Here is a 25,759-nt window from a genome sequence, read left to right on the forward strand (position 1 = left end):
AAAAAAAACTCTATATATTTAGGAGTGGGTTACGAACAGAACAATAGGATTGGATTATGAATGAGAAATGGACATGGCTCCCGGACTTTGCCTCGGATATGGGGATATGGGAAGACGATCTGGTCGGCATTGCGCCTGATGCAGAACATGTTTTCGTGGCATACGAAAAGATGGTGTCTGTTCTTGATGATATTTACGGTTTGCCTGACCTTGCCAAGGCATCTACCGTTGTTGGATGGGGATTTGGAGCTTTTGTCCTTTTAAAGAATGCGCCCAATCGCCCCAAGAACCAGAAATGGATTTTGCTTTCGCCTTATGCAGATTATTGCTCTGAGCACAGTGAATGGAATAACGAGAATTTGTCGTTTATTGCGCACCAGACGAAGACCGCTGTCGATGCGACATTGAACGCTTTCTACGAACTGATTGAAAATGAATTTGGCGAATGGCAAGATGACTGGATGAAAGCGGCAAAAGCGATCAATCCTGAAGCCCTGTACAAGGGTCTCTCGTATATAGCGAAGAACCGAATTGACGCTCCAGTTCCTATTACGGCTGAAACTCAGGTTTTGTATGGCCGTATGGATGGCGCCGTTCCGCCGGCAATGACTTTGGAACTCAAGGAATTTATGCCCGGGGTAGAGTTCAAGGAACGCCCCAAGGCTGGGCATTGGCCGCCTCTACTTTTGTTCTAGCCGCGTTTGTGGTTGATAAAAGAGAGCAAAAGCGTTGCGATCAGGTAGGCTGCGAAAAAGCACAGCAAGAACATTTCAACAAAGTCGCCAATACGGCTGTATAGAGTGTCGCGAGTCTTGAGCGGCATTTTTCTTTGTACAACGCGGTCGGTGAAGATCTCGGTATTGCCGTCGTAGTGGCCGTACTGGTCGATGAATGCGGAAACACCGCTGTTTGCAAGGCGTGCCACCGGCATGCCGTTTTCGATGGCGCGGTAACGGATCAAGTTCAAGTGCTGGTAGGGGGCGGTGCTTCGGCCGAACCAGCCGTCATTTGTGATGTTGACCATCAGGCGTGATCCGCTACGGATGGCCTCGCGTACCAAGTCCCCGAAAATGGCGTCGTAGCAAATGTAAGGCGTCCAAAGGGAGGGCTGGTAAACGGGAGTTTCCTTGCCGGCAACGAAATCGCCTTCGCCGAGATCCACGTAGTTTAAAATGGGGAAGATTTCGTCAAACGGAATTCGTTCGCTGAAGGGTACCAGGTGTTTTTTGATATAGCGTTCGGGGAAGCTCGGAACACCGGGCGAGAAGAGGAACGAGGCATTGTAGACATCGAACTTACGGATGCTTCCGCGCGGATTGCGACGGTAGTCGAGTGCGCCTACTAAAAGTTGAGAGTTCTTGCTGTCTGCGACTTCGTGCAGGCGTTCAATGATGCCGGGCTGCCTGCGAATGTGGTCGGGGATTGCGGTTTCGGCAAGCACGATAAGGTCAGCATGTTCCTTGATGCTGTCGTTGACCATGCCGAGAGTCTTGTCGACAATGTTATCGAAACGTTCCTTGCTCCATTTGGCGCCCTGAGCAATGCTTGGCTGTATAAGGGCGATAGAGGGGTTGCCCTCGGCGTCAGCATTATAGAACGATTGCGCCTCGGTCTTGGACAAGACGATGCTGCCCTGAATGAGTAACACCACGAAAATGGAAAGGGGGACGGCCAAGACGGGAATTGCCTTTTTGATGTCCTGGACTTTGCAAAGCGTCTGGGCTACGGCTTGGTTCGAGGCGATGACCAGAATTGTGTAGCCGAAGATTCCGATGTAGGGAAGCATTTGCAGGAGTTCCAGGCTGTTGCCGAATACATAGCCCAAGTGACTCCACGGGAAGGCGAAATCGCCGTAGGTGCGGGTCATTTCGAGACCTGCGTAAAAGACTGGGAAGAGAATCAGTAAAACGGTGCGGATTTTTACAGGAGCGTCTTTTGCAAGCGTGTACACGAATCCGGCCAGAGTGTTGTAGGCGCTGAAGAAGGCTATCAGCAAAAAGAGTCCGAAGAGAATCAGCCCCGAAGGAGCTGTTTCTACATGCATGACGTTATAGATCCAGTAGTAATTGATGGTGTTGTAAAGCATGCCCGACCAGAAGGTGGCGAACATGGCTTGGCCGCGGTTGAATCGGTTGAGGACGATGAACCACGGTACAAGAATCAAGAGCGCTGCGGGGCCCAAGGGCATGGGCGGGTAGGCGAGTGCATACAGACCCCAGGCAAAACAAGAAAGGAATAGCGCGGTGCGTGATTCGCGAATCTTGATGTGCTTGTAATTCCAACGGGCGAAAAGGATAATCCAGAAAATGCCGATGGGGCATGATGTAAGGATAAGCTGAATCAGGCCGGCGTGCCCGATTTTATTCAAGTCGCCAATGTTGTAGTCAAGCGCAAGGAATGCAAAAGAAACGATTGCGAAAGTGAAAAGCGTGCGCTTGAAATTTTTTCGGGTTTCCTTGAAAAACAGGAACGGAAGCGTTACTGCCAAAGGGAGTACTTGCAAAACTTGCGTGTATAGTCCCGGCTTGTCGGGACGCAGCGAAAAAACAATGACTTCTGCAACAAAAAGAACCGCTAGATAAATCCAATAGATTTTCGGGAACTTTTTCATGTTCTAGAGACCGCTCTTGTCTTGAGGATTGAAAATCAGTACGAATTCGCCTTTAGGCGGGTGGGCCTTGAAATGGGCCGTGATTTCGGACGGTGTGCCGATCAGGTGTTCTTCGAATTTCTTGGTGAGTTCACGCATCAGGGCGATCTTGATTTCGCCAAAGACTTGGCCGATTTCTTCGACGAACTTGTCGATGTTATGCGGGCTCGCGTAGAAAATCTGGGTTGCTTCTTCGTCTTTCAGCTTTTCCAGCAGGTGAATGCGCTGGGCGCTCTTTTTGGGCGAGAAATATTGAAAGGAGAAATGGTCTGTGGGCATACCGCTAGAAACCAGTGCGGTAATCATGGCGCAGGGGCCAGGAATGGCGCGAACGTCGATTCCTTCGCGGACGCACTCGCGAACCAGGTTGAAAGCCGGGTCTGCAACGCCGGGAGTACCGGCATCGCTTACCAGGGCGATGTCGCCTTCGTTTTTCAGGAATTCCACATACTTGGGGGTTACCTTCTCTTTATTGAAGTCATGGTAGGCTTCCATGGGCGTGTTGATGCCGTAGTTGTCAAAGAGCACGCGCGTGTGGCGTGTGTCTTCGGCAAGCACCAGCGGGACTTCCTTTAAAGTTCGCACGGCGCGGTAGGTGATGTCTTCCATGTTCCCGATGGGGGTCGCTACAATATAAAGAGTGTGCATAGCCGAAAGATAGAAATCTTGTACTAAAAGCCTTGAGCCAAATTCAGATCGGTGTTACGGACAAGGCGGGTTTCGAACTTGAGCCGTTCCAAAAGCTTGCGGTGCATTTCCTGCGAGGCGTCGTTGACCAAGTCCGCGCGCATGCGGCCGTACCAGAACGCCTTGACATGTTCGCTTTCTTCAAGTTCTACCTTGAGGGTCAGCGTACCGTGGCAAAAGATTCTTGCTTCCATGCGGTAATGCCAGGTTTCGCTTACGGGGAGCATGGGCCAGAAGGGAATGAAGGCTGCCCCGATATTCCAGGAACTGCTCTCGCCGTCGGGGGTGACGCTTGCGTCAATGTGGGCGACACCGCGGCAGCTTTCCATGGGGTAGTTCAAAGTGTCTATCGCAAAGGAGTACGCTCTTTGCAGGTTTGCGTCCAAAACGGAAGTCGTTCCGGCGTAAGAAATCGTAATCGGCTCAAAAAACGGGATGGTTTTAGGGTAATCTTGTAAGTCGTATTTGGTGAGGCTTGTAGAGCAACCCGTAAAATGCATGCCGAAAAGGCCTGCGAATGCCATGAACATCAACGATTTTGGCGTAAATATTTTCATTTCTATAAATATAATTATATTTCGTTTCGATGAATTCGTCCGCCTACTTTATATCTGACGCGCACCTCGGGGTAAACCCGCTTGGCTCAGTCCCGAATCGCGAGCAGGCCCTTGTCCGTTTTATGGAATCAATCAAGGGCAAGGCTTCGCATTTGGTAATCGTGGGCGACTTGTTTGAATTCTGGTACGAATACAATGATTACGTTTGCCGTAATCATATGGATTTGTTCTTTGCCATGCGGGAACTGGTAAAATCCGGCTGCGAAGTCCATTTGTTGCAGGGGAATCACGATTTTGCCTATGGAGATTTCTTCCCGAAATCACTGGGTGTCTTGACTCATAAGGAATTGAAACTCGATATTCAGGGGAAAAAAGTCTATTTCCGCCATGGCGATGGCGTCGCTAAATCCGACTTCGGTTACCGGTTGTTCCGTCGAGTGCTTGATTTCCCGCTGAATCGATTCCTTTTCCGCCAACTCCATCCGGATTGGGGGATGGCCCTTGCCCGATTTGTGGGCAGAAACAGCCGTAAGGTGGGCGAGTCCCGCATTATCAAGATGGAAGAATACCTGCATTGGGCAAACCGTATGCTTGAAAAGACGGGGTGCTCCTACTGCATTCTGGGCCATCACCATATTTCGGGCATTTGGAATGTCGAAAAAGGGATTGTGGCGTCTGCCGGCGACTGGATGAAAAAACTCACCTACCTCCGGATGGAAGCAGGTGAGCTTGATATTCAGAATTTTGAAGCCTAGTTGGCGTTTTCCGCGTTGTTTGCGCGGGTTTCCGTCGACTTCATCATTTTCTTGCTAGCGTTTTCGCCCCAGATCCAGGCGACCACGTCCGTATTGGCGACCTTGTCCCACATGTCGTCTAGCCAGCACCAGTGATGGGTTTCGCCCTTTTCGTCGGTGATAGTCCATTTCTCCGGAGTTGCGGAGAAGGTCATCTTGATCGGCTGCGGCTTGGTGTAGTTGCCGTATCCATCATTCACGGCAGCAGATTCCGGCGGGTCGATTTCGATGGTCCAGGACTTACCTTCGGTCCTTTTGTAGATTCCGACATTGTAGACTATAAGGATGGCGAAGACGATGATGGCTCCCTTGAAATTCTTCTTGGTCAAGAAGAAAATCAGGAGAAGGACAAACAAAATCGCCAATGCACCCAGATTATAGTGCGTCGTATAGAACAACTTGAGAATGTCGATCATAAGAGACTCCGACTAATTATTTCTTGGACTTTTCTGCAGCTTTCTGTTCGGCAACCAAGGAGGCTACGCTGAACGTGATGGTTTTGCCTTCGACCTTGCATTCGGTACGGAAGCTCTGCTTGGGGAGAGCCAGACCGTGAGAGGAGAAGGTGCCCATGAAGGAGGCGTTGGCGTGGCTAGCAATCGTGCGCACGTTGATAAAGCCCTTGTCCTTGCTGAAGGAAAGCTTGAAGACCTTCTTGGCGCGATCGTAATCGGCGATCATGGTCTTGTTCACCTGAGTGTTCACGGCATCTCTGGTGTGACGGTCGAAAATGATGGTTCCGCGAGAGTCGATCGAGAGCATGGTCTTGTTTGCGATCGAGTTGCGGCAGGCAATCAGTTTCCACGGGCCCTTCTTCTTGGTAGAATTCTTGCTCGTGAAGATGTACTTGTTGCCTTCTTTTTCAAGTTCGTACGGACCGGTGACGATCTTTTCGCCGATGGCGTTCAGGGCGCCCTTGAAGTACAGGAACTTGGACTTTGTAGAGTTGACACCAACAATGAAACGGAAAGACGTGGTCTTTGCTTCCTTGGTGGGCGTAATCGCTACGCGCTTACCCACAGGGTCGACTTCGATATCGGCGTATGGACCGATCTCAATGACTTCCCCTTTCTTGGAGTTTTCTTGCTTCGCCATCTTGTCAAGTTTCATTGTCTTGATGGCTTGGTCCGGAAAACGCAGAAAACCGCGAATATCCATTTTTACAATGATAGTATCCATAAACACCTCTTTTTGTTTATTTGTGGTTTTCAAGGTAAACTAATAATTTTCCCCAGCAAAATCAATGCAGATAAGAAAAAAACATTAAAATCTGTTCCCAAAAAGTTTTTTTTGTGCGAAATTTCACACAACGTTTGTCAGATTTTATCAAAATAAATTGCGTTTTTGTGATAAAATCAACACTTTTTGGAGACTCTCTCCATTTCGAACAAAAAACTTGGCGCCCTCCAATTTGGAATATTCGGCCTTCGTTCTTTCTTCGAATTGTTTCTTATCGAAGAGTACAGTTGTGTTATTTTGTGCTTTTTTTAGCTTGTCTGTGGATACTTTAAAGTTAGTGCGAATCAGGAACTTAGGATAAAGAAATCCGTACTTTTGGTGAATGGCGTCGGCAATATCGAAGATAGGATCGATTAAGATAATTTGTTCGTGATTTGTATGTTGGTTGATTGCCGAGATTGCTCCCATGCCACGTCCTACAAGGGTTTGCGGGGCATGGCCGTTTACTTGTGCTGCGCATTCCGTAATTTGCTTGGCGTCGTTTTCAAACGTGTCTTCGCTGGGCGTACCCTTGTTCTGGGCGGAACCTCGGTAATTGAATGCGACGATGTTTGTTCCCGGGAGCGAATCGACTTGCGCGAGGAATTGGGCTGCATCTTCATCGGCTTCGGGGAAGTAGAGCATGACGGGATCGTTTTCGTTGCCCAGGGTAAATCCATTCAGGACCGTGCCGTCTTCGAGTATGCAGGTGAGGGCTTTTGCTTTACCCTGGATTGCTTCGTTCGCTTCTTTATGATAGATGGCTCTCGGGAATGCGTTCCTGCGTTCGGTGAGAGCCAGGTAGAAAACCATACTTATATATATAACGATTAAGATACCTGCAATGCGTAAAAGCCTAAAGGCGGTATTTTTTAGAAATCGGCCGATTTTTTGCAAAGAGCTGTTCATGGCGCCAAATTTAGAAAATTGAATCGGGTTGGCAAAGAAAAAGGACTTTCGCCTGTTTCCAGACGAAAGTCCAAAGGATGGGATTGGGTGTTCCTTGAATATATCTAAAAAAATTGGCAAGCGTATCACTTCTTTTTTCAAAAGTGTTCACGGATTGTTCTTTTTTGCAAGATTTACGGGAATTTACAAAACAATTTCAAAAATAGGTGTTCCCAAAAATTCACAAAAAAAGTATATTTAGGTTGATGAACGTATACGCTTACTACAACTACCGAAAGTTCCTGCAGGACTATTACGACTACCGTAAGTCCGTGCAGCGATACTTTTCCTACAGGTCCTTTGCCAAGAAGGCGGGGTATTCCTCGTCGGGCTTTTATTTGGACTTGGTCCGCGGGCGCAAGTCGCTTACGCCTCAGATGTTGCCCAAGTTTATTGCGGCTCTAGGCCTGAATGAAAAGGAAGGCCGCTACTTCACGCTGATGGTGGACTTTACGCATGCCACCACGCCGGCGTCTAAGCAGGCAATCTTCGAGCAGATGTCCGCGCTTCTTCCGAGCGCCATCAAGTCTTTGACCAAGAGTCAGCAGGAATACTACAGTAAGTGGTATTACGTGGCCGTCCGCGAGGCGTTGTCCGTCTTGAACGTGGGCCCGAAGAATATCCAGGAACTCGCTTTGTTCCTGAATCCCCGTATCACTCTTCCGCAGGCAAAGCAGGCTATCCAGCTGCTTTTGTCGATGCAGTTGATTGAACTGGACGAAAAAGGTTTTTATCGCTCGGTTAACAAGGCTATCTTTAGCGGCTCCGAAATCTCGTCGCTTTTCGTTCATCAGTTCCAGAAACAGATGATGGACCTCGGTAAAGATGCCCTGGATCATTACAGTACCGAACGCAGAAATGTATCTTGTATGACGATGAGCGTTTCTGCTGAAGGACTCGAACGTATTATTAGTAAGATTGACCTGTTCCGTAAGGAAGTGGTCGATATTATCCGTTCGGATGAAGGTGAAACCATGGTGTGCCAGATGAATATCCAGTTTTTCCCGCTGAGTAAGGAAAAGGTGGACCTGCCGCCAGAAACCGAGGAGGAAGAATGAGCAAGAAGTTTTCGTTGTTAGCTTGCCTGGCCTCGTTTGCGGTCTCCTTGATTGGTTGCAGTAACGAAAAGGTCGCAGGTACGGTGACGGATACCGGCAATACGCTTGCTGAAACCCAGGTTTCGGGTGTCGTGCTTCGCGTTGACGGAACTCCCGCATCGGATGCCATGGTCCGTATGGCCCGCATGGCCGTTTACGATAGTGTTTTGCATGTTCCCGAACAGATTGAAGTCGTGACCGATTCCGAAGGCGTGTATTCTTTTGATTCCGCCTTGTCGGACACCTTCCAGCTGGCCGTGATCGATACGTCCGCCGCTGAAGTGTTCTACTTGCCGCGTACGACTTTGAAGGCCAAGGCTTACGACAGCATCCAGCTTGCCAAGGCGGCTGTCGTAACGAGCGTGCTCTATTTTGAAGAAGTGGAAGATTCCGCGGTTTCTGTGGGCGGCCACTTTATGACTTGCCTTTCCGGAACTCCGTTCTGTAACGACGTGTTCGCCGCTGACAGCTTCTCGATGCTGATTCCTGAAGGCGAATGGGCCATGGAAATTTTCCCGGGCGATTCTATGATGGTTGCCCGCATGCAGTCTCTTGGCTTTGCGGATAGTCTTATCTACCGCACCCTGGATCTCGGCAAGATCAAGTCCGGCGATTCTGTAAGTTCCGGTCCGATTGTCTGGAGTACCACGACGGGTGCCGATTCCTTGATCAAGGAATCTGAAAAGGAAGCGAAGAATGTGGCTCGTCTTTCGGGCAAGGTGATGTGCAAGAACGGCAATCCCTGCGCCGATGTCGAAGTGATGCTGATTAAGGATATTTACGGCTTCAATTTTGTCGAAGGCGATTCGATGAAGTTCGAAGTCCAGACCACGACTGACAGTCTTGGTCGCTGGTGGCTGCCGGTTCCGGATTCCTTGCCGGGCGATTCCTTCCGCTTCGAATTCCGCAAGCTGCAGGACGACTTGGTGACACAGGCTGGCGTGTCCCGCTACTTGACCAAGAAAGATATTGAAAACCTGAAGGATACCTTGAAAGTGAAGGATGTAACTTTGTCTCGTCCTTCGACCTTGGTTAGCCGCGTGTCTCTGGTGGTGGATCGTGAAGATACTACTCAATCGAGCGACTGCATGGTGAACAGCGTGGTTGTTGGCATCAAGGGTACTTCGCACTTTGTTCGCGATGCGACCTGCAGTGAACTGAGACTTTCCGACTTGCCTTCGGGAGCCCAGCAGGTGGTGCTCTATTCGGGTATTCCGAAAGTGATTGCTACCTTGCGTGCTTCGGACGTTACGACGGATTATTTCGTGACCTTTACTCCGGTATCTCTGCCTGAAGGCGGTACCCAGCAGGTTCAGGGCATGACTTACACCCCGCCTAATCAAAATATTTTCAAATAACCCCTTGCCGAAGTGAAATTCTTTTACTAACTTTGGGGGCGCATTGAGCTATGGTGTAATGGTAGCACAACAGATTCTGACTCTGTTTGTCTAGGTTCGAATCCTGGTAGCTCAACGATATAACTCTTTGCTCGTACCCCTGAGCAGAGAGTTTTTTATTTTTGGATTATGGAATTTTTCGACTACTACGAGAAGCTTTTTGGCGACCGTTGGCCCGCTTTGCTGGAATCCCTGAAAGGGGATGGTTGTGCGACGGAACTTCGCTTTGGCGAAGGTCTTGAACCGTATTTTTTGGACGAGGCTTCGGTGTTTGCGGCGCGTGCTCTCGGAGTGGAACCTGGCGATGACGTACTTGATATGTGTGCCGCCCCTGGCGGAAAAACGCTGGTGATAGCGTCGCTACTTAAGGGCGAAGGTTCCTTACAAAGTAACGACCGCTCGCCGGATCGCCGTTTGCGCCTGCAGCATGTGATTGAAAATTCCTTGCCCGAAAGCTGGCGTTCCGTAATCAAGGTGACGGGTTACGACGGCATGAAGTTTGGGCTCCATAAAAAGGAATGCTTTGACAAGATTCTTCTGGATGCGCCCTGTTCTTCGGACAGGCATGTGCTGAATTCTCCGGCGCATTTGGAAGTATGGTCTGCAAAGCGAGTCAAGAGACTTTCTGTAGAGCAGGGGGCGCTCCTGGCTTCGGCGGTAGATGCCCTGAAAACGGGTGGAACCGTGGTTTATGGCACCTGTGCGCTTTCGCCGATGGAAAATGACGATGTTGTCAAGAAAATCCTGAAAAAAAGGCCGGCGATGCGTTTCGAGATGATTGAAAACTTGCTGCCTGGCGCCGATCGTACCGAATTTGGTGTGCATATTTTGCCTGATCGCTCCGAGGGCCGCGGCCCCATTTATTGCGCTAAGCTAGTGAAAGAAAAATAGCGGTCTGTAGAGACTTTTTCGCTTTTTTTATTTATCTTTACAATATGTTTAAGCGAATTGTTTTTTCGTCGTTTTTTGCGTTGGCTAGCGTTTTCGCTTTTGCCGACGATGTTGTGGCTGAACAACCTGCTGCACCGGTTGACTCTGCTTCTGTGCAGGCCGTGTCTTCTGCGGTAGTGCAGTCGTCTTCGTCGCAGGCGGTGTCGTCTTCTTCGGAAGAGGCTCCGACATGGCGCGAAGTTCCTGTGCGCTATTGGGTGAATGGTGATTCTTCGGAACAGGAAGCCATTTTTGTAAAGATTGAAAACGATACGGTCTACCTGAAAAAGCCGACCGAAGCCGAACTGCGCCATATTGAACATCTGACCGATAAGCAGGCGATTGCCCTTCAAGAAAGCAATGGTCAGGAAGTGGAACAGGCTGAAGACGAAAATGAAGAAGTGGATTTGAATGCGAAGTCTACCGAAATCATCATGACGGATGCCGTCAAGGATTCGATGGCTGCCCAGGCCGATACGACCAAGGCCGAGGCCGCTCCGGTAGATGATGGCGCCGACGATGACCTTGCGACGGCAATGGCAAAAGAAGACAAGCGCGTAAAGATGGAAGAAATCGCGAAGATGGAACAGGAAATCCGTGAGCGCGAAATCCAGGACAGTATTGCCGCTGCCAAGAAGAATCCTTACATCAAGATATTCAGGTACGAACTGAAGCGTCTCTATAACATGGAAGACGACGTGATGATTGACCTTTCGCTTTCGAACTATGTGGTTCCCATTGTGAAGGTTGTTGAAGAAACGATCGAGCTTTATCCGCCGGGAAATGCCAACCTGCTGGTGGTCTCGCAGCCCGAGGCCTGCTCCTTGTATGTCAACGGCATCCCGCTGAAGATCGTGGCCCCGGATACGATTAAGAATATCAAGCCGGGCAAGTATACGATTTCGGTGATGAAAGTACTGAAAGACGTAGAATGGTGGGGCTCTGCCGTTGTTAAAATTAATGCCGATAGCGTGAACAAGGTGACGATTCCGGTGCTTCGTCCTTCGACTCGCTTGACGCTTAATTCGAACCCGGAAGCGGCCGAAGTTTACGTGAACCAGGAACCTTCGCTGAACAGGATGCCTGACCACATGACCGACGTGGTGGTGGATGGCGTAAAACCGCAGGTCAAGGCGACAATCTACTTTAGAAAGGTGGGTTACCGCGATACTACGGTGACAACGGAAATCAAGCCGTACATGCCGAACCTGGTGTATGTGGACATGACGCCTGTGCTTGACGATCTTGAATTTATCGAAGAACAAAATGCTTTCAATAAGGAACGTAGCCAGAGACGTATCGGCCGCGGATTGTTGTGGGGTTCCATTATCCCCATTATTGCCGGTGGCGTGATGTGGTACTTGGCTGAACGCGATTGGAGCAAGGCTGCCGATAAGAAGCATGCATACGAGAATTTGTCTGCATTCGATAGTGACGACACTCGCCAGATGGTCAAGGATAACCATGAATTGAATGACAGCGGCGATACCAAGTGCGGTGTAGCCATTGGACTTGGTGCCTTGGGCGTTGGCCTCTTGGCGGCAGGCATTGTTCTTGCTTTTTAATTTTAAATAAATGGAGAAAATATGATTAAGAAAATCCTTTCGGTATGCTTGCTCTCGATTGCGTTTGTATCGGCCCAGGTTGTAGATGATCCTTATGCCTATACCTCTGGCGCCCAGGAACAGGAAACGCCGGTGGTAAATATCAACCATACCGAAAATGACGAACCGATGTTTGCGGTCTCGATCCACCCGGTATCGATGTTCATTCTGTCTCTGTTCGATATCCCGTCCATTTTCTTGACGATTGAAGGGAACCTGGCAAGCCATGTTTCCTTGATTACCAGACCCTATATTGTCTGGGCGGAATTTTCGGATAGCGATGAAGACCTTGATATCTTCTTGTTCGGTATTTCGGAAGGTTTGCGTGTTTACTTGAACGAAGGACATCGCGGTCTGTATTTGGCAGGACATTTCAATTACGACCGTGTGAGCCTGGAATACACTTATGAAGGTAATTCCAGGGATAATGTCGATGCCCATGCGAACGGTTTTGGCTTTGGCATTTATGTCGGTCACAAGTTCCGTTCTGGCCATTTTACGACGTCCTTCGATATCGGCTATGTCTATTCTCACTATTCGGCCTCGGCAAAGGCTGAAGACGATGTCGATAGGGTTGCTACCGTGGGCTCGGGCTACGACATAAACTACACGTTCGGGTTCGCCTTCTAGGCATTTTTTCTATTTTTTGGAAAAAATTGGAGATTTGTATGCCAGCAATTCATTTGACTGCAGAGAATTTTGACTCAGTGATTTCCTCGGGCCAGCTGGTCTTTGTGGATTTCTGGGCTACCTGGTGCCGTCCGTGCATGATGATGGGTCCCATCATCGATGAACTTGCCGACGAATACAATGGCCGTGCGGTCATTGCCAAGATGAATGTGGACGAACCCGGTGTGGGCGATATCTGTGCCCGTTTTGGCATCACGAACATTCCCAACATGAAACTCTTCAAGAACGGAGTGGAAGTGGGCAATGTGGTGGGCGCCGTACCGAAGGCCACCGTTAAGGGCGTTATCGACCGGAACCTGTAATAACTCATGCTGACCAAACGTTTGATTGTATGTCTTGATGTCCGTAACCGCAAGGTGACGAAGGGCGTCAAGTTTAAGGGTAATATCGATATCGGTGACCCCGTAGAAATGGGTGCGCAGTATAGCGCCGACGGTGTCGATGAATTGGTGTTTTACGATATTACGGCCAGTGCCGAAAATCGCCCGTGCGATATGGAGATGATTCGCCAGATCGCTCACCGCGTTTTTATCCCGTTTGCGGTGGGTGGCGGTATCCGTAACCTGGATGACATGCACGAAGCCCTTTTGGCCGGAGCCGAAAAGGTGAGCGTGAACAGCCTTGCCGTGTTGCACCCTGAAATCATTGCCGAGGGCGCGAAGGCCTTTGGTCGTCAGTGCGTGGTCTTGGGCATGGATGCGAAGTTCGTGGGCGTTTCGGACAAATTCAAGAGCGGCTACGAAGTGTATATTCGTGGCGGCCGCCAGGCGATGGGCATCGATGCCGTGGAATGGGCCAAGAAGGCCGAAGACCTGGGCGTCGGCGAAATTTGCCTGAATGCAATCGATACCGATGGCGTTCGCAATGGCTATGAATTGAATATTACCGACCAGGTGGCACGTGCGGTGCAGGTGCCGGTGATTGCTAGCGGCGGTGCCGGAACTCCGGCCCACATTGTGGACTTGTTCCGCAAGACTTCAGCCGATGCGGCCCTGGTGGCTTCGATGGTTCACTTTGGCGATTACACTGTTCCCGGAATCAAGAAAGAAATGCTTGCTGCAGGAATCCCTGTGCGCAAGAAAATGAACGGCGAGGTGTAAGTTGAACACTTCTGTTGCGGTCAAGATTTTTGAAGCAGGCAAGAGTGCCGGTGCGGACTTTGTCGAAATATTCGAAGAAGAAACCCGCAGTTCGATGCTCGGACTCAAATCGAGCCAGATCGAGTCTGCGACGGCTGGCACTGAATACGGTATCGGAATCCGTTTGATTTACGGAACCGAAGTGCTTTATGGATTTACGAGCGACGATTCCGAAGAAGCGCTTGTGAAGCTCGTGAAGACGCTTGCTTTTGGCCGTATCGCCAAGATGAGCCAAACTCCGGTGGAATTTGCGCCTGAAAAGCGCGTCGCCGACTACAATGTGGCCGCCTTTAAGGACCCGCGAGTGCTGGGACAGGCCGTAAAGCAGGATTTCTTGTTCCGCGCAGACCAGGCTGCCCGCAAGATTTCGGATAAAGTAGTTCAAGTGGGCGCTTCGGTGACAGATTCTTGCTCTACGATTACGCTCATGAACAGCGAAGGCTTGAATTTGTCGATGAACCGTGCCCGCTTGCGCGTGAATGTGACCGTGACGGTGTCCGACGGAACCGAAAGATTGACGACGCACGAGGCTCCCGGCGCCTTGGGCGGTTATGAACTTTTAGCAAATTATTCGCCTGAAGCATTGGCCACCGATGCGACAGAACGCCTGTTGCGAATGCTTTCGGCGGGCTATATTAAGGGCGGCCAGATGCCTGTGGTGATGGGCAATGGCTTTGGCGGCGTGATTTTCCATGAAGCCTGTGGACATCCGCTTGAAACGGAATCGGTCCGTCGTGGTGCAAGCCCGTTCTGCGGTAAAATTGGCGAAGCGATTGGCCAACCCTGCTTGACCGCTATTGATGACGGTACCATGGATGGCGTGTGGGGTAGCCTGAAGTTCGATGACGAAGGTACGCCCACTCAGCGCACGACTCTGATTGAAAACGGAATCTTGAAGACTTACATGAGCGACCGCGTGGGTGCCCAGGAAGTCGGAATTGCCCGCACGGGTTCTGCTCGCCGCGAAAGCTACAAGTATGCGCCGGTAAGCCGCATGCGCAATACCTTTATTGCTCCCGGCAAGGATACGCTTGATTCGATGATTGCAAGCGTTGACAACGGTCTTTATGCTGCACGCATGGCGGGCGGTTCGGTGAACCCGGCAACTGGCGAATTCAATTTTGCCGTTGACGAAGGCTATGTGATTCGTGGCGGCAAGATTTGCGAACCGGTGCGCGGAGCAACCTTGATCGGCAAGGGCCATGAAATCATGCCCCGCATTAGCATGGTGGGTACAGATTGGGAAGTGGCCGCAGGTGTCTGCGGTGCAAGTTCTGGACATGTGCCTGTAACTGTGGGTCAGCCTTCGATTAAGGTGGACCAGATCCTGGTCGGCGGCCGCTAGAATTTACTCCAGCGTCTTTTGGGATTGGGGCAGTGGTCTTCATGACCATCTGGCCAGATCCAGACTTCGTCCGTAAAAGGACATTTGGTGCATGAACCGCTCATGGGGCAGTCTTCGGTCGGATCTTCCAGGAACAGGGAACCTTCGTACTTGATTTTGTCCGAATGGAGTGAGCCTTCGAGAAGTTCGTGGCGGAGTGATTCAAGTTCTTGCTTGCTGAGTTTGAATCGCCTTTCGAGAATTGCCGATGTATCTGGAATGAATACAGCCGGATTCCATTTGATCCGCTGGACGCCGGCCGTTTCGGCCCAGGCGATAAGGTCCTTGTAATCGTTGAGATTTTCGCGGTGCAAAGTCACTTGCAGAGAAATCGTGGCGCTGGAATCGAGTCTGCGCTTGCGGCATTCAATAAGCTTCTCCACGTTTTCGCGCCAGAGGTTGCGGAGGAATCCGCCCATTTCGTAGGCAAGCGTGCTGATCTTGATGTCGCTGCAGGCCTGAACCAGTTCGAACATGACCGACGGAGTGCCCCACTTGCCCGGGAATGTCCCGTTAGTGGTGAGATTCATCTTGACGCCTGTCATTTCGCAAAGGTGTAGCAGATTCTCGAATTTTGAATAAAGTAGAGGTTCCCCCATGGTGGAGGGGATGACTTCTTTTAGCAACAGATTGCCGGCTTCGTCGCGTTCGGCGGCGTACTTTTCGATAGCGGCCTTGGCGGTTTCAAAAGGCATTTCGCCGGAATAAGAGACTATGCCGCGCTGTCTTAAAAAGCACAGCGCGCAACGTAAATTGCATTTGTCGGGGTTAGTAAGTAGAGTGATACGACGCATGATCTAATTTAGAACTGAACGAATCTAAATTCGATCTAGGCCCTATGCTCCCTTAAATACTTGATAGCGGCGAGTCCTGCCTTGGCGCCTTCGCCTACGGCGACGGCAACTTGCAGGGTTCCTCCGGTGCAGTCGCCTGCAGCGAAGAGTCCAGGGAGAGTCGTCTGGAAATCCTTGTCGAGAACCAATGTTGGGCCGTCAAAGCCTGCGCCGGCCTTCTTGGCGAGGTCTGTGGCGTTTGCGCTTCCGAGGGCTACAAAGAGTCCGTCGAATTCTTCTTCAATGCCGTCTTCGTAGTGGACGCCCTTGAACTGGCCTTCGCCCACCAAAGATTGCAGGTGGCGAGATTCAATGCGTACGTTGGGCGGGAATGATGCAGTCAAGGGAGCGCCATTAGTAAGAAGCGTGATGCTTGCGACGACTTGCGCAAGTTCCTGGACTTCGTGGAGGGCGTATTCGCCTGTACCAAGGACGGCCACCTTTTTCTGGCGGTAGAAGAATGCGTCGCAAACGGCGCAATAGCTTACGCCGTGGCCTTCGAGTTCTGTCATGCCCGCTACGGGGTGCTTGTTGCGGGCTGCGCCTGTAGCCATAATACAAACTTTTCCGTGGTATTCGCCGACAAGACCCTTTGCCGAGAAACCTTGACCGTCAAACATGAGGTCGGTGATTTCGTCGTCGATGATTTTGGCACCAAGGGCCATGGCCTGCTTGTGGCCCACTTCTAGAAGTTCTTCGCCGCTAAGGGGCTTTTCAAGTCCATAGTAGTTCTGGATCATGTGGGCTTTTGCCAAGCCACCGCCGTCTTTGCCGATCAATTGGACCGAAAGACCGGCCCTTAAACCATAGAGGGCGGCTGAAATTCCTGCGGGCCCGTAGCCCAAAATCAGCATATCTGTCATAAAAGCCTCAATATCTTTTCGATTATTTCATCGATAAAATACAAATTATTTATCTTATGGAATAGGTAGTTTGTGGTAAAAAAACTTAAAGGATTAAGATGGAACGATTGACTCCGCGCGATATGTTTGTTGAGGCTGGCTACGGTCCGAACTTTGCAAACCAGCTTATACAAAATGCCTATAGCAAGTTATTCGAAGGTGACCCGATTGATGAACGAGTCTGCTTTGACGCCTCCGACGACATGAGCTATATCATCGATATCGGTCACGACGACATCCGCTCCGAAGGCATGAGCTACGGCATGTACATTACGGCGCTCACGGGCCATGAACGTCAGTTTGACAAGCTCTGGAATTTTTCCAAGCGTTACTTGAGAAACGACGACGGTCCGCATGTGGGTTATTTTGGGTGGCAGGTTTCTACGACCGATTTCAGCAAGATGGACCCGGGTGCTGCTCCCGATGGCGAAGAATACTTTGCCATGGCCCTTTTGATTGCAGCCGAAAAGTTTAATCGTCCTGACCTCAAGGACGAAGCGGTGGGCCTGATTAACTGGATGCGCAATAAGCCGAATAACGGAATTGTGGGCCCGATTATTGACCCGGAACGCAACTTGGTGAAGTTCTCGCCGGTGCTGGGTAACGATTTTACCGACCCGAGCTACAATACCATTGCTTTCTACCGCGCCTTTGCCGAGGCCACAGGCGACGAGACCTGGCTCACGATTGCGAACAACAGCCTTGAATACATTCAAAAGGCGGCTCACCCGGTGACGGGCCTTTGCAGTGAATATTCCGAATACGACGGAACGCCAAGGGCGACCCCCTGGTACCCCGAAAGTGATTGCTTTAGCGGGGATGCTTGGCGCGTGGCGATGAATTTGAGCTTGGACTATGCGCTGTTCCGCGGGCACGAGTGCGAAAAGCAGATCTGCGAAAAGATTCTCAACTTCTTTAACAGCAAGCGCCCTTACTTGGCAGACTACGCCATTGATGGCAGCGATTTCCCGCGTCCCGGCCGTAATGCCACACCGGGCGTGATTGCCATGAATGCGGCTGCAACCCAGGTGCTCCCGACGGACGATCCGCGTATCAAGCCGTTCGTGAAGGACTTGGCGGCGCTTTCGGTGCCTTACCGTTTCTGGCGTTATTACGATGGAATGCTTTATATGCTGGGTCTTTTGGCTACGGCGGGAAAGATTCGTATTTAAAAACGGCACATGTGGGTTATAGAAAAAGGAATACAAGATGAATAAACTGAATTACATGGTACGTCCGGTGGTTCTTGCGGGCGTATTCGCTTCGGCCATGATTTTTAGCGCGTGCGAGGACGTGCGCGTTGAAAATTACCCCAGTGGAAAAATCCGTATCGAGACGACCTATGTCAAGGACAAGAAACAAGGTCCGGAAAAGGAATACTACGAAAACGGTAACGTAAAGCGTGAAGCCAATTACGTGAACGATCGCCGCGAAGGGGTGGTGAAGGAATATTACGAAGACGGCATTCCCGAAGCGGAATACAATTACGTCGACGGCTATATCGAAGGCACGGTGATTCGCTACCACAAGAATGGCAAGATTGCCTCGAAGGCGGAATACAAGCAGAACAAGCAGATTGCATTCGGCGAATATTTCGATGAATCGGGCGAACCGGCCACGAGCGGTTCTTACAAGGATCCGCGTGATGGCTACGCCTACGAATGGATTCGTATTGGTTCGCAGCTTTGGACGGCCGAAAACATGAACTATGGCACGGCATCGGGTTCGCTTTGCTCGCAGTGCAATCACTGGGGCCGTCTCTACAATTTTGAAAACGCCAAGAAGGCTTGCCTTGAAGGCTTCCACATGCCGACCAAGCAGGAATGGAATGAATTGCTCACTTTTGCGGGCAAGGAAAAGCCGGTGGGTGTCGTGCTGAAGGCGGGCTACGGCTGGGATCCGATCAAGGGTACCAACAACTACGGCAACGGCAAGGATGAACTCGGATTCGGTGCCAAGGCCGGTGGCGCGCACTTTGCAAAGAGCGATGTTCCGCTGAAAGAACGCAAGTTCGAAGCCGCCGGTCAGAAGGCTTTCTTCTGGACGGCTGAAGGCGAAGTGCTCGTGTTCTTCCACGACAAGGATATCGCGAAGTTTGAAAAGTTCAATCCGGAATACGGCGCCAGTTTGCGTTGCATTAAGGACTAAGCAGATTTAAGAATGAAAAGAAAGGCGCTCTGATGAGCGCCTTTTTTAATGGTTTGAAATGAGTCGCGATTAAGCAATGTTAAGCGATTGCTCGCGGATGCATTCGACTTCGTTCTTGAGCTCGATGGCAAGGGCGGCGATGTCAGCACTCTGGCACTTGGTGCCGAGGGTGTTGGCTTCGCGGCCCATTTCTTGCAGAATAAATCCGAGGTTCTTACCCTGGGCGCCGCCTTCCTTGAGGGCGTTCAGGAAAAGCTTGTTGTGGCTGCGGAAGCGTGTGATTTCTTCGTGAATGTCGAGCTTGTCGGCCATGATGCAGGCTTCCTGCAGCAGGCGGACGTCGTCGATTTCGCTATCCTTCAGGAGCACGTTGATGCGTTCCTTGAACTTGTCCTTCCACACTTCGATGCGCTGCGGATCAAGAACTTCGATCTTGTCGAGAACGGCGTTCAAGTGATTTACGCGGCCTTCGAGATCGCGAGCGAGGTTGGCGCCTTCCTTAGCGCGCATTTCGTTCACCTGGTCGAGAGCCTTGTCGAGTTCGGCGGCGAGGTGCTTTTCAAGCGCTTCGGAGTCGGCGTCGGCATCGGTGAATTGCAATACTTCGGGGAGGGCCAGAATATGTTCCAACTGGATATCGCCTGCAATGTGGTACTTCAGCTGCATGGCGTGCGTGATTTCGACAAACTTTTTAATGGCAGCTTCGTTGTAGGAAACCGGAATATTTCCGCCGGTGCCTGCGCCAAGCGTCACGCTAAAGATGACGGAGCCGCGGACCAGTTTGTCCTTGATTTGGTTCTTGAAGCTGTTTTCGAGGTAGGCCAAGTTCTTGGGCAACTTGCAGGAGATGTCCAAAAAGCGGTTGTTCACGCTGCGGACTTCAATCACGCAGCTTGCACCCTGGTACATGGACTCGCTCTTTCCAAACCCCGTCATCGATAAAATAGCCATAATTAATCCTTATTAAGCCTTTTTACTGACCATTGCTATCACGTGTTCCGCGCCGAAGTTTGCAAAACCGATCGCAGTCAGGAACTTGCTGAGCTTGTGTTCGTTCTGGTAGCTGATAGTTTCGATTTTCAAGCCTTCCTTGTCGCAAAGGGTATGGAAATCCTTCACCGTCAAGAGGCGGATATTCGGCGTGTCATACCATTCGTACGGTAATTCCTTGGATTTCGGCATACGTCCGTGCAGCATCAGGCTTCCGCGGGTTGTCCAGTGACCGAAATTCGGGAAGGTCACGATGGCGCGCTTGGCTACACGCAGAAGTTCGTTCAAGAGAGCCACCGGGTCGCGGATTTCTTGAATGGTGCGGTTGATGATGGCGTAATCGAAGCTGCCGTCCTTGAAATCGCGAATGCCGCTTTCGTCAAGGTCGCGCTGGATCACGGGCACATCGTTTTCGAGGCAATCCATGATGCTCTTGAAGTTGCGCTCGATACCGAGAACTTCAACATGCTTTTTCTTGTTCAAGAAATCGAGAAGTTCGCCGTTACCGCAGCCGAGGTCGAGCACCTTGCTGTTTTCCTTGACGAGGCTTCCGATGAAGTCGAAGTCTTCGGTGTCGTGGAAAACAGGCATGACCTGCGTTTCGGTTTTGGTCGGAATAATCTTACTGTCGAGGAAACGGCCAACAGCCTTGCCGAGGTCGCCGACTTCAATAAGGAATCCGTCGTGACCGAATTGCGTGTCGAGCTCGAGGCTTGTCACTACTTTGCCGGCATTCAGAAGTGCACTTGTAATGCGGCGCGATTCATGCGGCGGGAAAAGCCAGTCGGTACTCAGGTTTACGTTCAGGAATTCAGCCTTTACGCCCTTGAATGCGTTTTCAAGGGAACCGTATTCCGTTTCGAGATCGAAGCTGTCGGTTGCGTGTGCAATATGCAGGTAGCTATTGGCGTCGAAGCGGTCTACGAATTTGGCACCCTGGTAGCGCAGGTAGCTTTCGAGCGGAAGGTTCAGGTCGAAAGGTGTGCTGTAGGTGACTGCGTGGTTACGGCTTTCCTGGTCTTGGGCGCGCTTGAATTTTTGTTCCATGCCCACGGCACTGAGGTAGGTAATGTGGGCTAGCTTGCGGGCGTTCGAAAGACCGACATCGGGGTGAGCCGATTCGTAGTAGTCGCCACCGTTAAAATTCGGGTCTTGGGTAATCACGTCGCGGGCGACGATTTCAAAACCGAGCGCCTGGCTGCTGAATCGCGGAGAGCTTGCAATCACGATGCAACGGCGAACAAGGTCCGGATAGTAGATGGCCCATTTCATGGCCTGGAAACCACCCATGGAACCGCCAATCACGCAGCAGAGCTGATCGATGCCGAGTCCCTTGGCGAGTTCTCGCTGGGCGTTCACCATGTCGCCGATGGTAATCATCGGGAAGGTGCTGCCGTAGGGTTTGCCTGTGCGGGGGTTAATGGTTGCAGGGCCTGTGGTGCCTTTGCAGCCACCCAAAATGTTACTGCACACGACAAAGAACTTGTCTGTATCGACCGGCTTTCCGGGGCCAATCAGGGCGTCCCACCAACCGGGTTTCTTGTCGTTTTCGGTATAGTAGCCGGCAACGTGAGCGTCTGCTGTAAGTGGAGAACACACCCAGACAACATTGCTTTTGTCGGCGTTTAGCGTTCCGTACGTTTCGTAACGGATGGTCAGCGCCGGAAGGGTCTTGCCACTTTCGAGCTTAAAACCCTCGTCCCCGTAATCCTTCGTAAAGGTTTGGGGCACCACTGGGCCGACGCTATATTTATGCAAAAATTCACTCATATGCATAAATATAGCTTATTCCAACATAATCGTAAACGGTCCGTCGTTGGTTAAACTCACCTGCATGTCAGCGCCGAAGCGCCCTGTTTGCACGTTTGGTATCTCTTTTTTGCATTCCGCTATAATATAATCATATAGCTCGCTTGCTAGGGTGGGGTTCCCGGCTCCGTTGAACGTGGGGCGGTTTCCTTTGTTGCAATTTGCGTATAAAGTAAATTGTGAAACCAGCAGGAGTTCGCCGCCGACATCTTTAATCGAAAGATTTGTCTTTCCGTTTTCGTCGGCGAAGATGCGGAGTGCAAGCATTTTGCGGATGTAGCGGTCGGCAATTTCTTTGGTGTCGTCTTCACCCACTCCGATAAGGATCATATAGCCCTTGCCGATTTTTCCGACGGTCTCGCCGTCGATATCGACTTGGGCGTTCAAAACGCGTTGAATCAGAAATTTCATAGGCCTGTAAAATAATAAAAAATTCCTATAGCAGCCCCAGGGAACGGCGGAATCTGTCAGAAATCTTATAAAATTATATTTTCCTTACAAAATTGAGGGGGTGTGCTCCAAAAGGGTGGGAAAAAATCCATTCTTTTCTAAATTTGGCGCGGTTTGTAAACAAATAGTTAAGAAAAAGGTGTAAAGATGGTGATTGAACCGATGATCCGCAGCAATATGTGCGTGAACGCTCACCCTCAAGGCTGCGCCATGGATGTGAAGCGCCAGATTGAATACGTACAAAAGAAGCGCGCTGAACGTGGTACCCCGAAAGATGCTCCGAAGACGGTTCTGGTGTTGGGATGTTCGACCGGTTATGGACTTGCTAGCCGAATTTCGGCGGCGTTTGAATTCGGTGCCGCGACAATCGGTGTGTCGTTTGAAAAAGAAGGTGCTGATGAACCTCGCCAGAAACCGGGTACGCCTGGCTGGTATAACAACATGGCTTTTGACAAGTTCGCTCATGAAGCGGGCCTTGAATCGGTAACTTTTAATGGCGATGCTTTCTCCCATGAAATGCGCAAGAATGTGATTGACACCTTGAACAAGATGGGTCGTAAGGTCGATTTGCTGGTGTACAGCGTGGCATCGAGCGTGCGCGTGGATCCGGACAACGGAACGCTTTATCGCAGCGTGTTGAAGCCGATAGGCGAAACTTTTTCGGGCGCAACGATTGACTGCATGACGGGCAAGATCAGCACGATTAGCGCAGAACCCGCCAACGAAGAAGAAATGGCCAACACCGTGAAGGTGATGGGTGGCGAAGACTGGGCGCTTTGGGTGCGTCAGCTGAAGGATGCCGGCGTGCTTGCTGAAGGTATTAAGACAGTGGCTTATTCTTACATCGGCCCGAAACTTTCTCATGCGATTTACCGCGACGGTACCATCGGTGGCGCCAAGAAGCACTTGGAAGCAACCGCGCGCGAATTGAATGCAGAACTTGAACGCGACTTGAAGGGTGAAGCCTACGTGTCCGTGAACAAGGGCCTGGTGACTCGTTCCAGCGCCGTGATTCCGATTATCCCGCTGTATCTTTCGGTGCTCTTCAAGGTGATGAAGGAACAGGGAACACATGAAGGCTGCATCGAACAGATGGAACGCCTGATGAACGAACGCCTTTATACGGGCTGCGCCGTTCCTACTGATGAAAATAACCTGATCCGCATTGACGATTGGGAATTGGACCCGAAGGTGCAAGAAGAAGTGAACAAGCGCATGGCGACCATCACGCAAGAAAACTTGGCGCAGGTGGGCGACCTCGAAGGCTACCGCCACGACTTCTTGGCCACGAACGGCTTTGATATTGAAGGCGTGGATTACAGCGCCGACGTGAAGAGCGTCGAGACGATTTAACTAGAGTCTTATGTTGTGAAGCTAAAAAGGCGCGGGTAAAACCGCGTCTTTTTTTTATATTTGGGGCATGTATATTATTGTTGGTCTCGGGAATCCTGGTACTCAGTATTCTAACACACATCACAACGCCGGTTTTATGGCGGTCGAAAAACTTGCTGATTCGAGCAAGGACTGGAAAAGCGAACATAAGGCGCTCACCATGAAGGTGAACATCGCGGGCGAGGAATGCCTGCTCGCTAAGCCGCAGACGTACATGAACCTCTCGGGCGAGGCCGTGCAGGCCTTGATGACATGGTACAAGGTGAAAACGGACCACCTGCTCGTCTTTAGCGACGACATTAATTTGGATGTAGGTCGTATCCGTTGCCGCAAGGACGGTAGTCACGGCGGTCAAAACGGGCTCCGCAATATCATTGAGCATGTGGGCGACAAGTTCCCGCGAATCCGCTTTGGCGTGGGAAAGTGCCCGCCCAAGTATGACCTTTCCAACTGGGTGCTGGCGAAATTCCCGCCCGAAGACCGCCCGGCCTTTGACGAGGCGATCGCCAAGGTCCCCGCACTCGTGGAATGCTACTTCAAGTTCGGCATCGAAAAGTGCATGGAACGCTATAACGGGAAGTAAAAACCGACTTTTTACAATATTTCTAGCGGTATAGAGCTAGGATTTGCGCGTGAAAATTACTATATTCTATGCGCAAAAGAGGTACTTTATGAAACTTTTGCCAGAAGCTTTGACGTTTGACGACGTCCTCCTTGTTCCCGCTGAATCTTCTGTTCTTCCGGCTCAGACCGATGTGAGCACTCAGCTCGCTCCGAATATCAAGCTGAACATTCCTATTATCAGTGCCGCTATGGATACCGTGACGACGGCTCCGCTCGCCATTTCTTTGGCTTTGCAGGGTGGTCTCGGCATTATCCACAAGAACATGAGCATCGAAGACCAGGCCGAAGAAGTCCGCAAGGTCAAGCGTTGGCAGTCCGGTATTGTGACCAATCCGGTGACCCTCGACGCCGACGAACCTGTGTCTGCTGCTTTTGAACTCCGCGCCCGTAACAAGGTGAGCGGTTTCCCGATTCTTTCCAAGGGTAAGCTCGTCGGTATGCTTACGAGCCGTGACCTTCGCACCGTTAGCGACATGAACGTGAAGATCCGTGCCGTGATGACCAAGAATCCGGTGACGGCAAGCCCGAAGGTGAGCCTCGCCAAGGCGAAGGAAATCCTCGCCGAAAAGCGCATTGAAAAGCTCCCGTTGGTGGACGCTTCCGGTGCCTTGAAGGGCCTTATCACGATGACTGACATCTTGAAGCGCGAAAACAACCCGAACGCTAGCCTCGACAAGAATGGCCAGTTGCTCGTGGGTGCCGCTGTCAGCACTTCTGCAAATACTCTCGAACGCGTGGCTGCCCTCGTGGACGCCGGCGTTGACCTGTTGATTATCGATACGGCTCACGGCCACCACATCGGTGTGCGCAACATGGTGAAGACCGTTCGCAAGAAATATCCGAAGCTCACGATTTGCGCCGGTAACGTTTGCACGCCGGAAGCCGTGGAAGAACTCGCCAAGTGCGGTGCCAACATCGTCAAGGTGGGTATCGGTCCGGGTTCCATCTGCACCACGCGTATCGTGGCTGGTGTGGGTTACCCGCAGTTCTCCGCTGTTGTGGAATGCGGTAAGATGGCCCGCAAGGTCGGCGTGAAGATTATCGCTGACGGTGGCCTCAAGTTCTCTGGCGACATCGTGAAGGCTCTCGCTGCTGGTGGTCACGCCGTGATGGTGGGCTCCCTGTTTGCCGGTACCGAAGAAGCTCCGGGCGAAGTGATTCTCGCTGATGGCCGTAGCTACAAGAGCTACCGCGGCATGGGTTCTCTCGGCGCCATGAAGGCTGGCTCCGCTGACCGTTACTTCCAGGGTGGCGTCCAGGAACCGCGCAAGTTCGTTCCGGAAGGCATCGAAGGCCGCGTGCCCTACAAGGGACCGCTCCGCGACACCGTTTACCAGCTGATTGGCGGTATTCACTCTGCCATGGGTTATGCCGGTGCTGCTAACCTCGAAGAACTCTACAAGAAGGCAACCTTTGTCCGTATCACGGGCGCAGGCCTCCGTGAATCTCATCCGCATGATGTAACCATCACGAAGGAAGCTCCGAACTACAGGACTGGCGACTAATTCCGCTATTT

At 51.1% G+C, this 25,759-nt stretch carries 26 protein-coding genes and 1 tRNA gene; 16 read left to right on the forward strand and 11 right to left on the reverse strand.

The window, feature by feature from the left end; translation table 11 throughout:
• Window positions 1–56 precede the first annotated feature (56 nt).
• A complete protein-coding gene (locus B7989_RS05775) occupies window positions 57–695 on the forward strand; it encodes an alpha/beta fold hydrolase (protein WP_088627608.1) in 639 nt (212 codons plus the stop codon).
• Here B7989_RS05775 and lnt read toward each other — a convergent pair.
• The 3 genes from lnt to B7989_RS05790 are packed head-to-tail and all read right to left on the reverse strand — an operon-like array spanning window position 692 to window position 3,894.
• On the reverse strand, window positions 692–2,611 hold the full coding sequence (gene lnt, locus B7989_RS05780) for an apolipoprotein N-acyltransferase (RefSeq protein ID WP_233144267.1): 1,920 nt from the start codon (window positions 2,609–2,611) through the stop codon (window positions 692–694). The genes B7989_RS05775 and lnt overlap by 4 nt on opposite strands.
• 3 nt (window positions 2,612–2,614) lie before the next feature.
• A complete protein-coding gene (gene rsmI, locus B7989_RS05785; RefSeq protein WP_088627609.1) occupies window positions 2,615–3,298 on the reverse strand; it encodes a 16S rRNA (cytidine(1402)-2'-O)-methyltransferase in 684 nt (227 codons plus the stop codon).
• A gap of 23 nt (window positions 3,299–3,321) precedes the next feature.
• Window positions 3,322–3,894, reverse strand: coding sequence for a hypothetical protein (locus B7989_RS05790; RefSeq protein ID WP_144264979.1), 573 nt, complete (start codon window positions 3,892–3,894; stop codon window positions 3,322–3,324).
• A 29-nt stretch (window positions 3,895–3,923) separates the two neighbouring features.
• Here B7989_RS05790 and B7989_RS05795 point away from each other — a divergent pair, with 29 nt between their 5' ends.
• Window positions 3,924–4,649 (forward strand): UDP-2,3-diacylglucosamine diphosphatase, encoded by a 726-nt coding sequence (locus tag B7989_RS05795; RefSeq protein WP_088627611.1) that lies wholly within the window; start codon window positions 3,924–3,926, stop codon window positions 4,647–4,649.
• Here B7989_RS05795 and B7989_RS05800 read toward each other — a convergent pair.
• The 3 genes from B7989_RS05800 to B7989_RS05810 all read right to left on the reverse strand — a co-directional run bounded on the left by B7989_RS05800 (window position 4,646) and on the right by B7989_RS05810 (window position 6,815).
• Window positions 4,646–5,104, reverse strand: a complete 459-nt coding sequence (locus tag B7989_RS05800) for a hypothetical protein (protein WP_088627612.1) — start codon at window positions 5,102–5,104, stop codon at window positions 4,646–4,648. The genes B7989_RS05795 and B7989_RS05800 overlap by 4 nt on opposite strands.
• 16 nt (window positions 5,105–5,120) lie before the next feature.
• Window positions 5,121–5,867, reverse strand: coding sequence for a hypothetical protein (locus tag B7989_RS05805; protein WP_073320211.1), 747 nt, complete (start codon window positions 5,865–5,867; stop codon window positions 5,121–5,123).
• Window positions 5,868–6,014: 147 nt separating this feature from the next.
• Window positions 6,015–6,815: an alpha/beta hydrolase gene (locus tag B7989_RS05810; protein ID WP_144264980.1), complete on the reverse strand. Its 801-nt coding sequence runs from the start codon at window positions 6,813–6,815 to the stop codon at window positions 6,015–6,017.
• 245 nt (window positions 6,816–7,060) lie between these two features.
• Between B7989_RS05810 and B7989_RS05815 the strand changes: the two genes are divergently transcribed.
• The 9 genes from B7989_RS05815 to B7989_RS05855 all read left to right on the forward strand — a co-directional run bounded on the left by B7989_RS05815 (window position 7,061) and on the right by B7989_RS05855 (window position 15,056).
• On the forward strand, window positions 7,061–7,912 hold the full coding sequence (locus B7989_RS05815) for a TIGR02147 family protein (RefSeq protein ID WP_073320217.1): 852 nt from the start codon (window positions 7,061–7,063) through the stop codon (window positions 7,910–7,912).
• Window positions 7,909–9,309, forward strand: coding sequence for a hypothetical protein (locus tag B7989_RS05820; protein WP_088627614.1), 1,401 nt, complete (start codon window positions 7,909–7,911; stop codon window positions 9,307–9,309). The genes B7989_RS05815 and B7989_RS05820 overlap by 4 nt, the downstream gene beginning before the upstream one ends.
• Window positions 9,310–9,353: 44 nt before the next feature.
• Window positions 9,354–9,424, forward strand: a tRNA-Gln gene (locus tag B7989_RS05825).
• 53 nt (window positions 9,425–9,477) lie between these two features.
• Entirely contained in the window at window positions 9,478–10,239 is a 762-nt protein-coding gene (locus B7989_RS05830) for an RNA methyltransferase (RefSeq protein WP_088627615.1), read from the forward strand.
• A 44-nt stretch (window positions 10,240–10,283) separates the two neighbouring features.
• Window positions 10,284–11,843 (forward strand): hypothetical protein, encoded by a 1,560-nt coding sequence (locus B7989_RS05835; protein WP_088627616.1) that lies wholly within the window; start codon window positions 10,284–10,286, stop codon window positions 11,841–11,843.
• A 21-nt stretch (window positions 11,844–11,864) separates the two neighbouring features.
• Complete coding sequence (locus tag B7989_RS05840; protein ID WP_088627617.1) at window positions 11,865–12,512, forward strand: DUF3575 domain-containing protein; 648 nt, start codon at window positions 11,865–11,867, stop codon at window positions 12,510–12,512.
• Window positions 12,513–12,550: 38 nt separating this feature from the next.
• The gene (gene trxA / locus B7989_RS05845) at window positions 12,551–12,874 is read left to right on the forward strand and encodes a thioredoxin (RefSeq protein ID WP_088627618.1); all 324 of its coding nucleotides are present in this window, start codon (window positions 12,551–12,553) and stop codon (window positions 12,872–12,874) included.
• A 6-nt stretch (window positions 12,875–12,880) separates the two neighbouring features.
• Complete coding sequence (gene hisF / locus B7989_RS05850) at window positions 12,881–13,672, forward strand: imidazole glycerol phosphate synthase subunit HisF (RefSeq protein WP_073320237.1); 792 nt, start codon at window positions 12,881–12,883, stop codon at window positions 13,670–13,672.
• Window position 13,673: 1 nt separating this feature from the next.
• On the forward strand, window positions 13,674–15,056 hold the full coding sequence (locus B7989_RS05855) for a TldD/PmbA family protein (protein ID WP_088627619.1): 1,383 nt from the start codon (window positions 13,674–13,676) through the stop codon (window positions 15,054–15,056).
• On the opposite strand, the gene B7989_RS05860 is transcribed toward B7989_RS05855, so the two are convergent.
• The gene (locus B7989_RS05860) at window positions 15,053–15,790 is read right to left on the reverse strand and encodes a hypothetical protein (protein WP_088627620.1); all 738 of its coding nucleotides are present in this window, start codon (window positions 15,788–15,790) and stop codon (window positions 15,053–15,055) included. The two genes, B7989_RS05855 and B7989_RS05860, sit on opposite strands and share 4 nt — an antisense overlap.
• Before the next feature lie 134 nt (window positions 15,791–15,924).
• Window positions 15,925–16,791 carry an NAD(P)/FAD-dependent oxidoreductase gene (locus B7989_RS05865; RefSeq protein WP_088627621.1) on the reverse strand — a complete coding sequence of 289 codons (867 nt, stop codon included), beginning with the start codon at window positions 16,789–16,791 and terminating at the stop codon, window positions 15,925–15,927.
• A gap of 98 nt (window positions 16,792–16,889) precedes the next feature.
• Between B7989_RS05865 and B7989_RS05870 the strand changes: the two genes are divergently transcribed.
• Entirely contained in the window at window positions 16,890–18,002 is a 1,113-nt protein-coding gene (locus B7989_RS05870; RefSeq protein ID WP_088627622.1) for a glycosyl hydrolase family 8, read from the forward strand.
• Between the two features lie 37 nt (window positions 18,003–18,039).
• Window positions 18,040–18,978: an FISUMP domain-containing protein gene (locus tag B7989_RS05875; RefSeq protein WP_233144269.1), complete on the forward strand. Its 939-nt coding sequence runs from the start codon at window positions 18,040–18,042 to the stop codon at window positions 18,976–18,978.
• A 69-nt stretch (window positions 18,979–19,047) separates the two neighbouring features.
• Here B7989_RS05875 and B7989_RS05880 read toward each other — a convergent pair whose 3' ends face one another.
• From B7989_RS05880 to dtd, 3 genes are read right to left on the reverse strand one after another with little or no spacing between them, the layout of a single operon-like run.
• Window positions 19,048–19,929: a YicC/YloC family endoribonuclease gene (locus B7989_RS05880; protein ID WP_088627623.1), complete on the reverse strand. Its 882-nt coding sequence runs from the start codon at window positions 19,927–19,929 to the stop codon at window positions 19,048–19,050.
• Window positions 19,930–19,941: 12 nt separating this feature from the next.
• Window positions 19,942–21,738 (reverse strand): homoserine O-acetyltransferase, encoded by a 1,797-nt coding sequence (locus tag B7989_RS05885; protein ID WP_233144270.1) that lies wholly within the window; start codon window positions 21,736–21,738, stop codon window positions 19,942–19,944.
• 15 nt (window positions 21,739–21,753) lie between these two features.
• Window positions 21,754–22,188, reverse strand: a complete 435-nt coding sequence (gene dtd, locus B7989_RS05890) for a D-aminoacyl-tRNA deacylase (RefSeq protein ID WP_088627625.1) — start codon at window positions 22,186–22,188, stop codon at window positions 21,754–21,756.
• A gap of 186 nt (window positions 22,189–22,374) precedes the next feature.
• Here dtd and fabV point away from each other — a divergent pair, with 186 nt between their 5' ends.
• The 3 genes from fabV (at window position 22,375) to guaB (ending at window position 25,748) form a co-directional block, all read left to right on the forward strand.
• Window positions 22,375–23,580 (forward strand): enoyl-ACP reductase FabV, encoded by a 1,206-nt coding sequence (fabV, locus tag B7989_RS05895; protein ID WP_088627626.1) that lies wholly within the window; start codon window positions 22,375–22,377, stop codon window positions 23,578–23,580.
• Between the two features lie 67 nt (window positions 23,581–23,647).
• Window positions 23,648–24,202, forward strand: coding sequence for an aminoacyl-tRNA hydrolase (gene pth / locus B7989_RS05900; RefSeq protein WP_088627627.1), 555 nt, complete (start codon window positions 23,648–23,650; stop codon window positions 24,200–24,202).
• Between the two features lie 88 nt (window positions 24,203–24,290).
• The gene (gene guaB, locus B7989_RS05905; RefSeq protein ID WP_072800790.1) at window positions 24,291–25,748 is read left to right on the forward strand and encodes an IMP dehydrogenase; all 1,458 of its coding nucleotides are present in this window, start codon (window positions 24,291–24,293) and stop codon (window positions 25,746–25,748) included.
• Window positions 25,749–25,759: the final 11 nt, after the last annotated feature.

The sequence above is a fragment of the Fibrobacter sp. UWB5 genome, assembly GCF_002210295.1.
In the GTDB taxonomy this organism is placed as follows: Bacteria; Fibrobacterota; Fibrobacteria; order Fibrobacterales; family Fibrobacteraceae; genus Fibrobacter.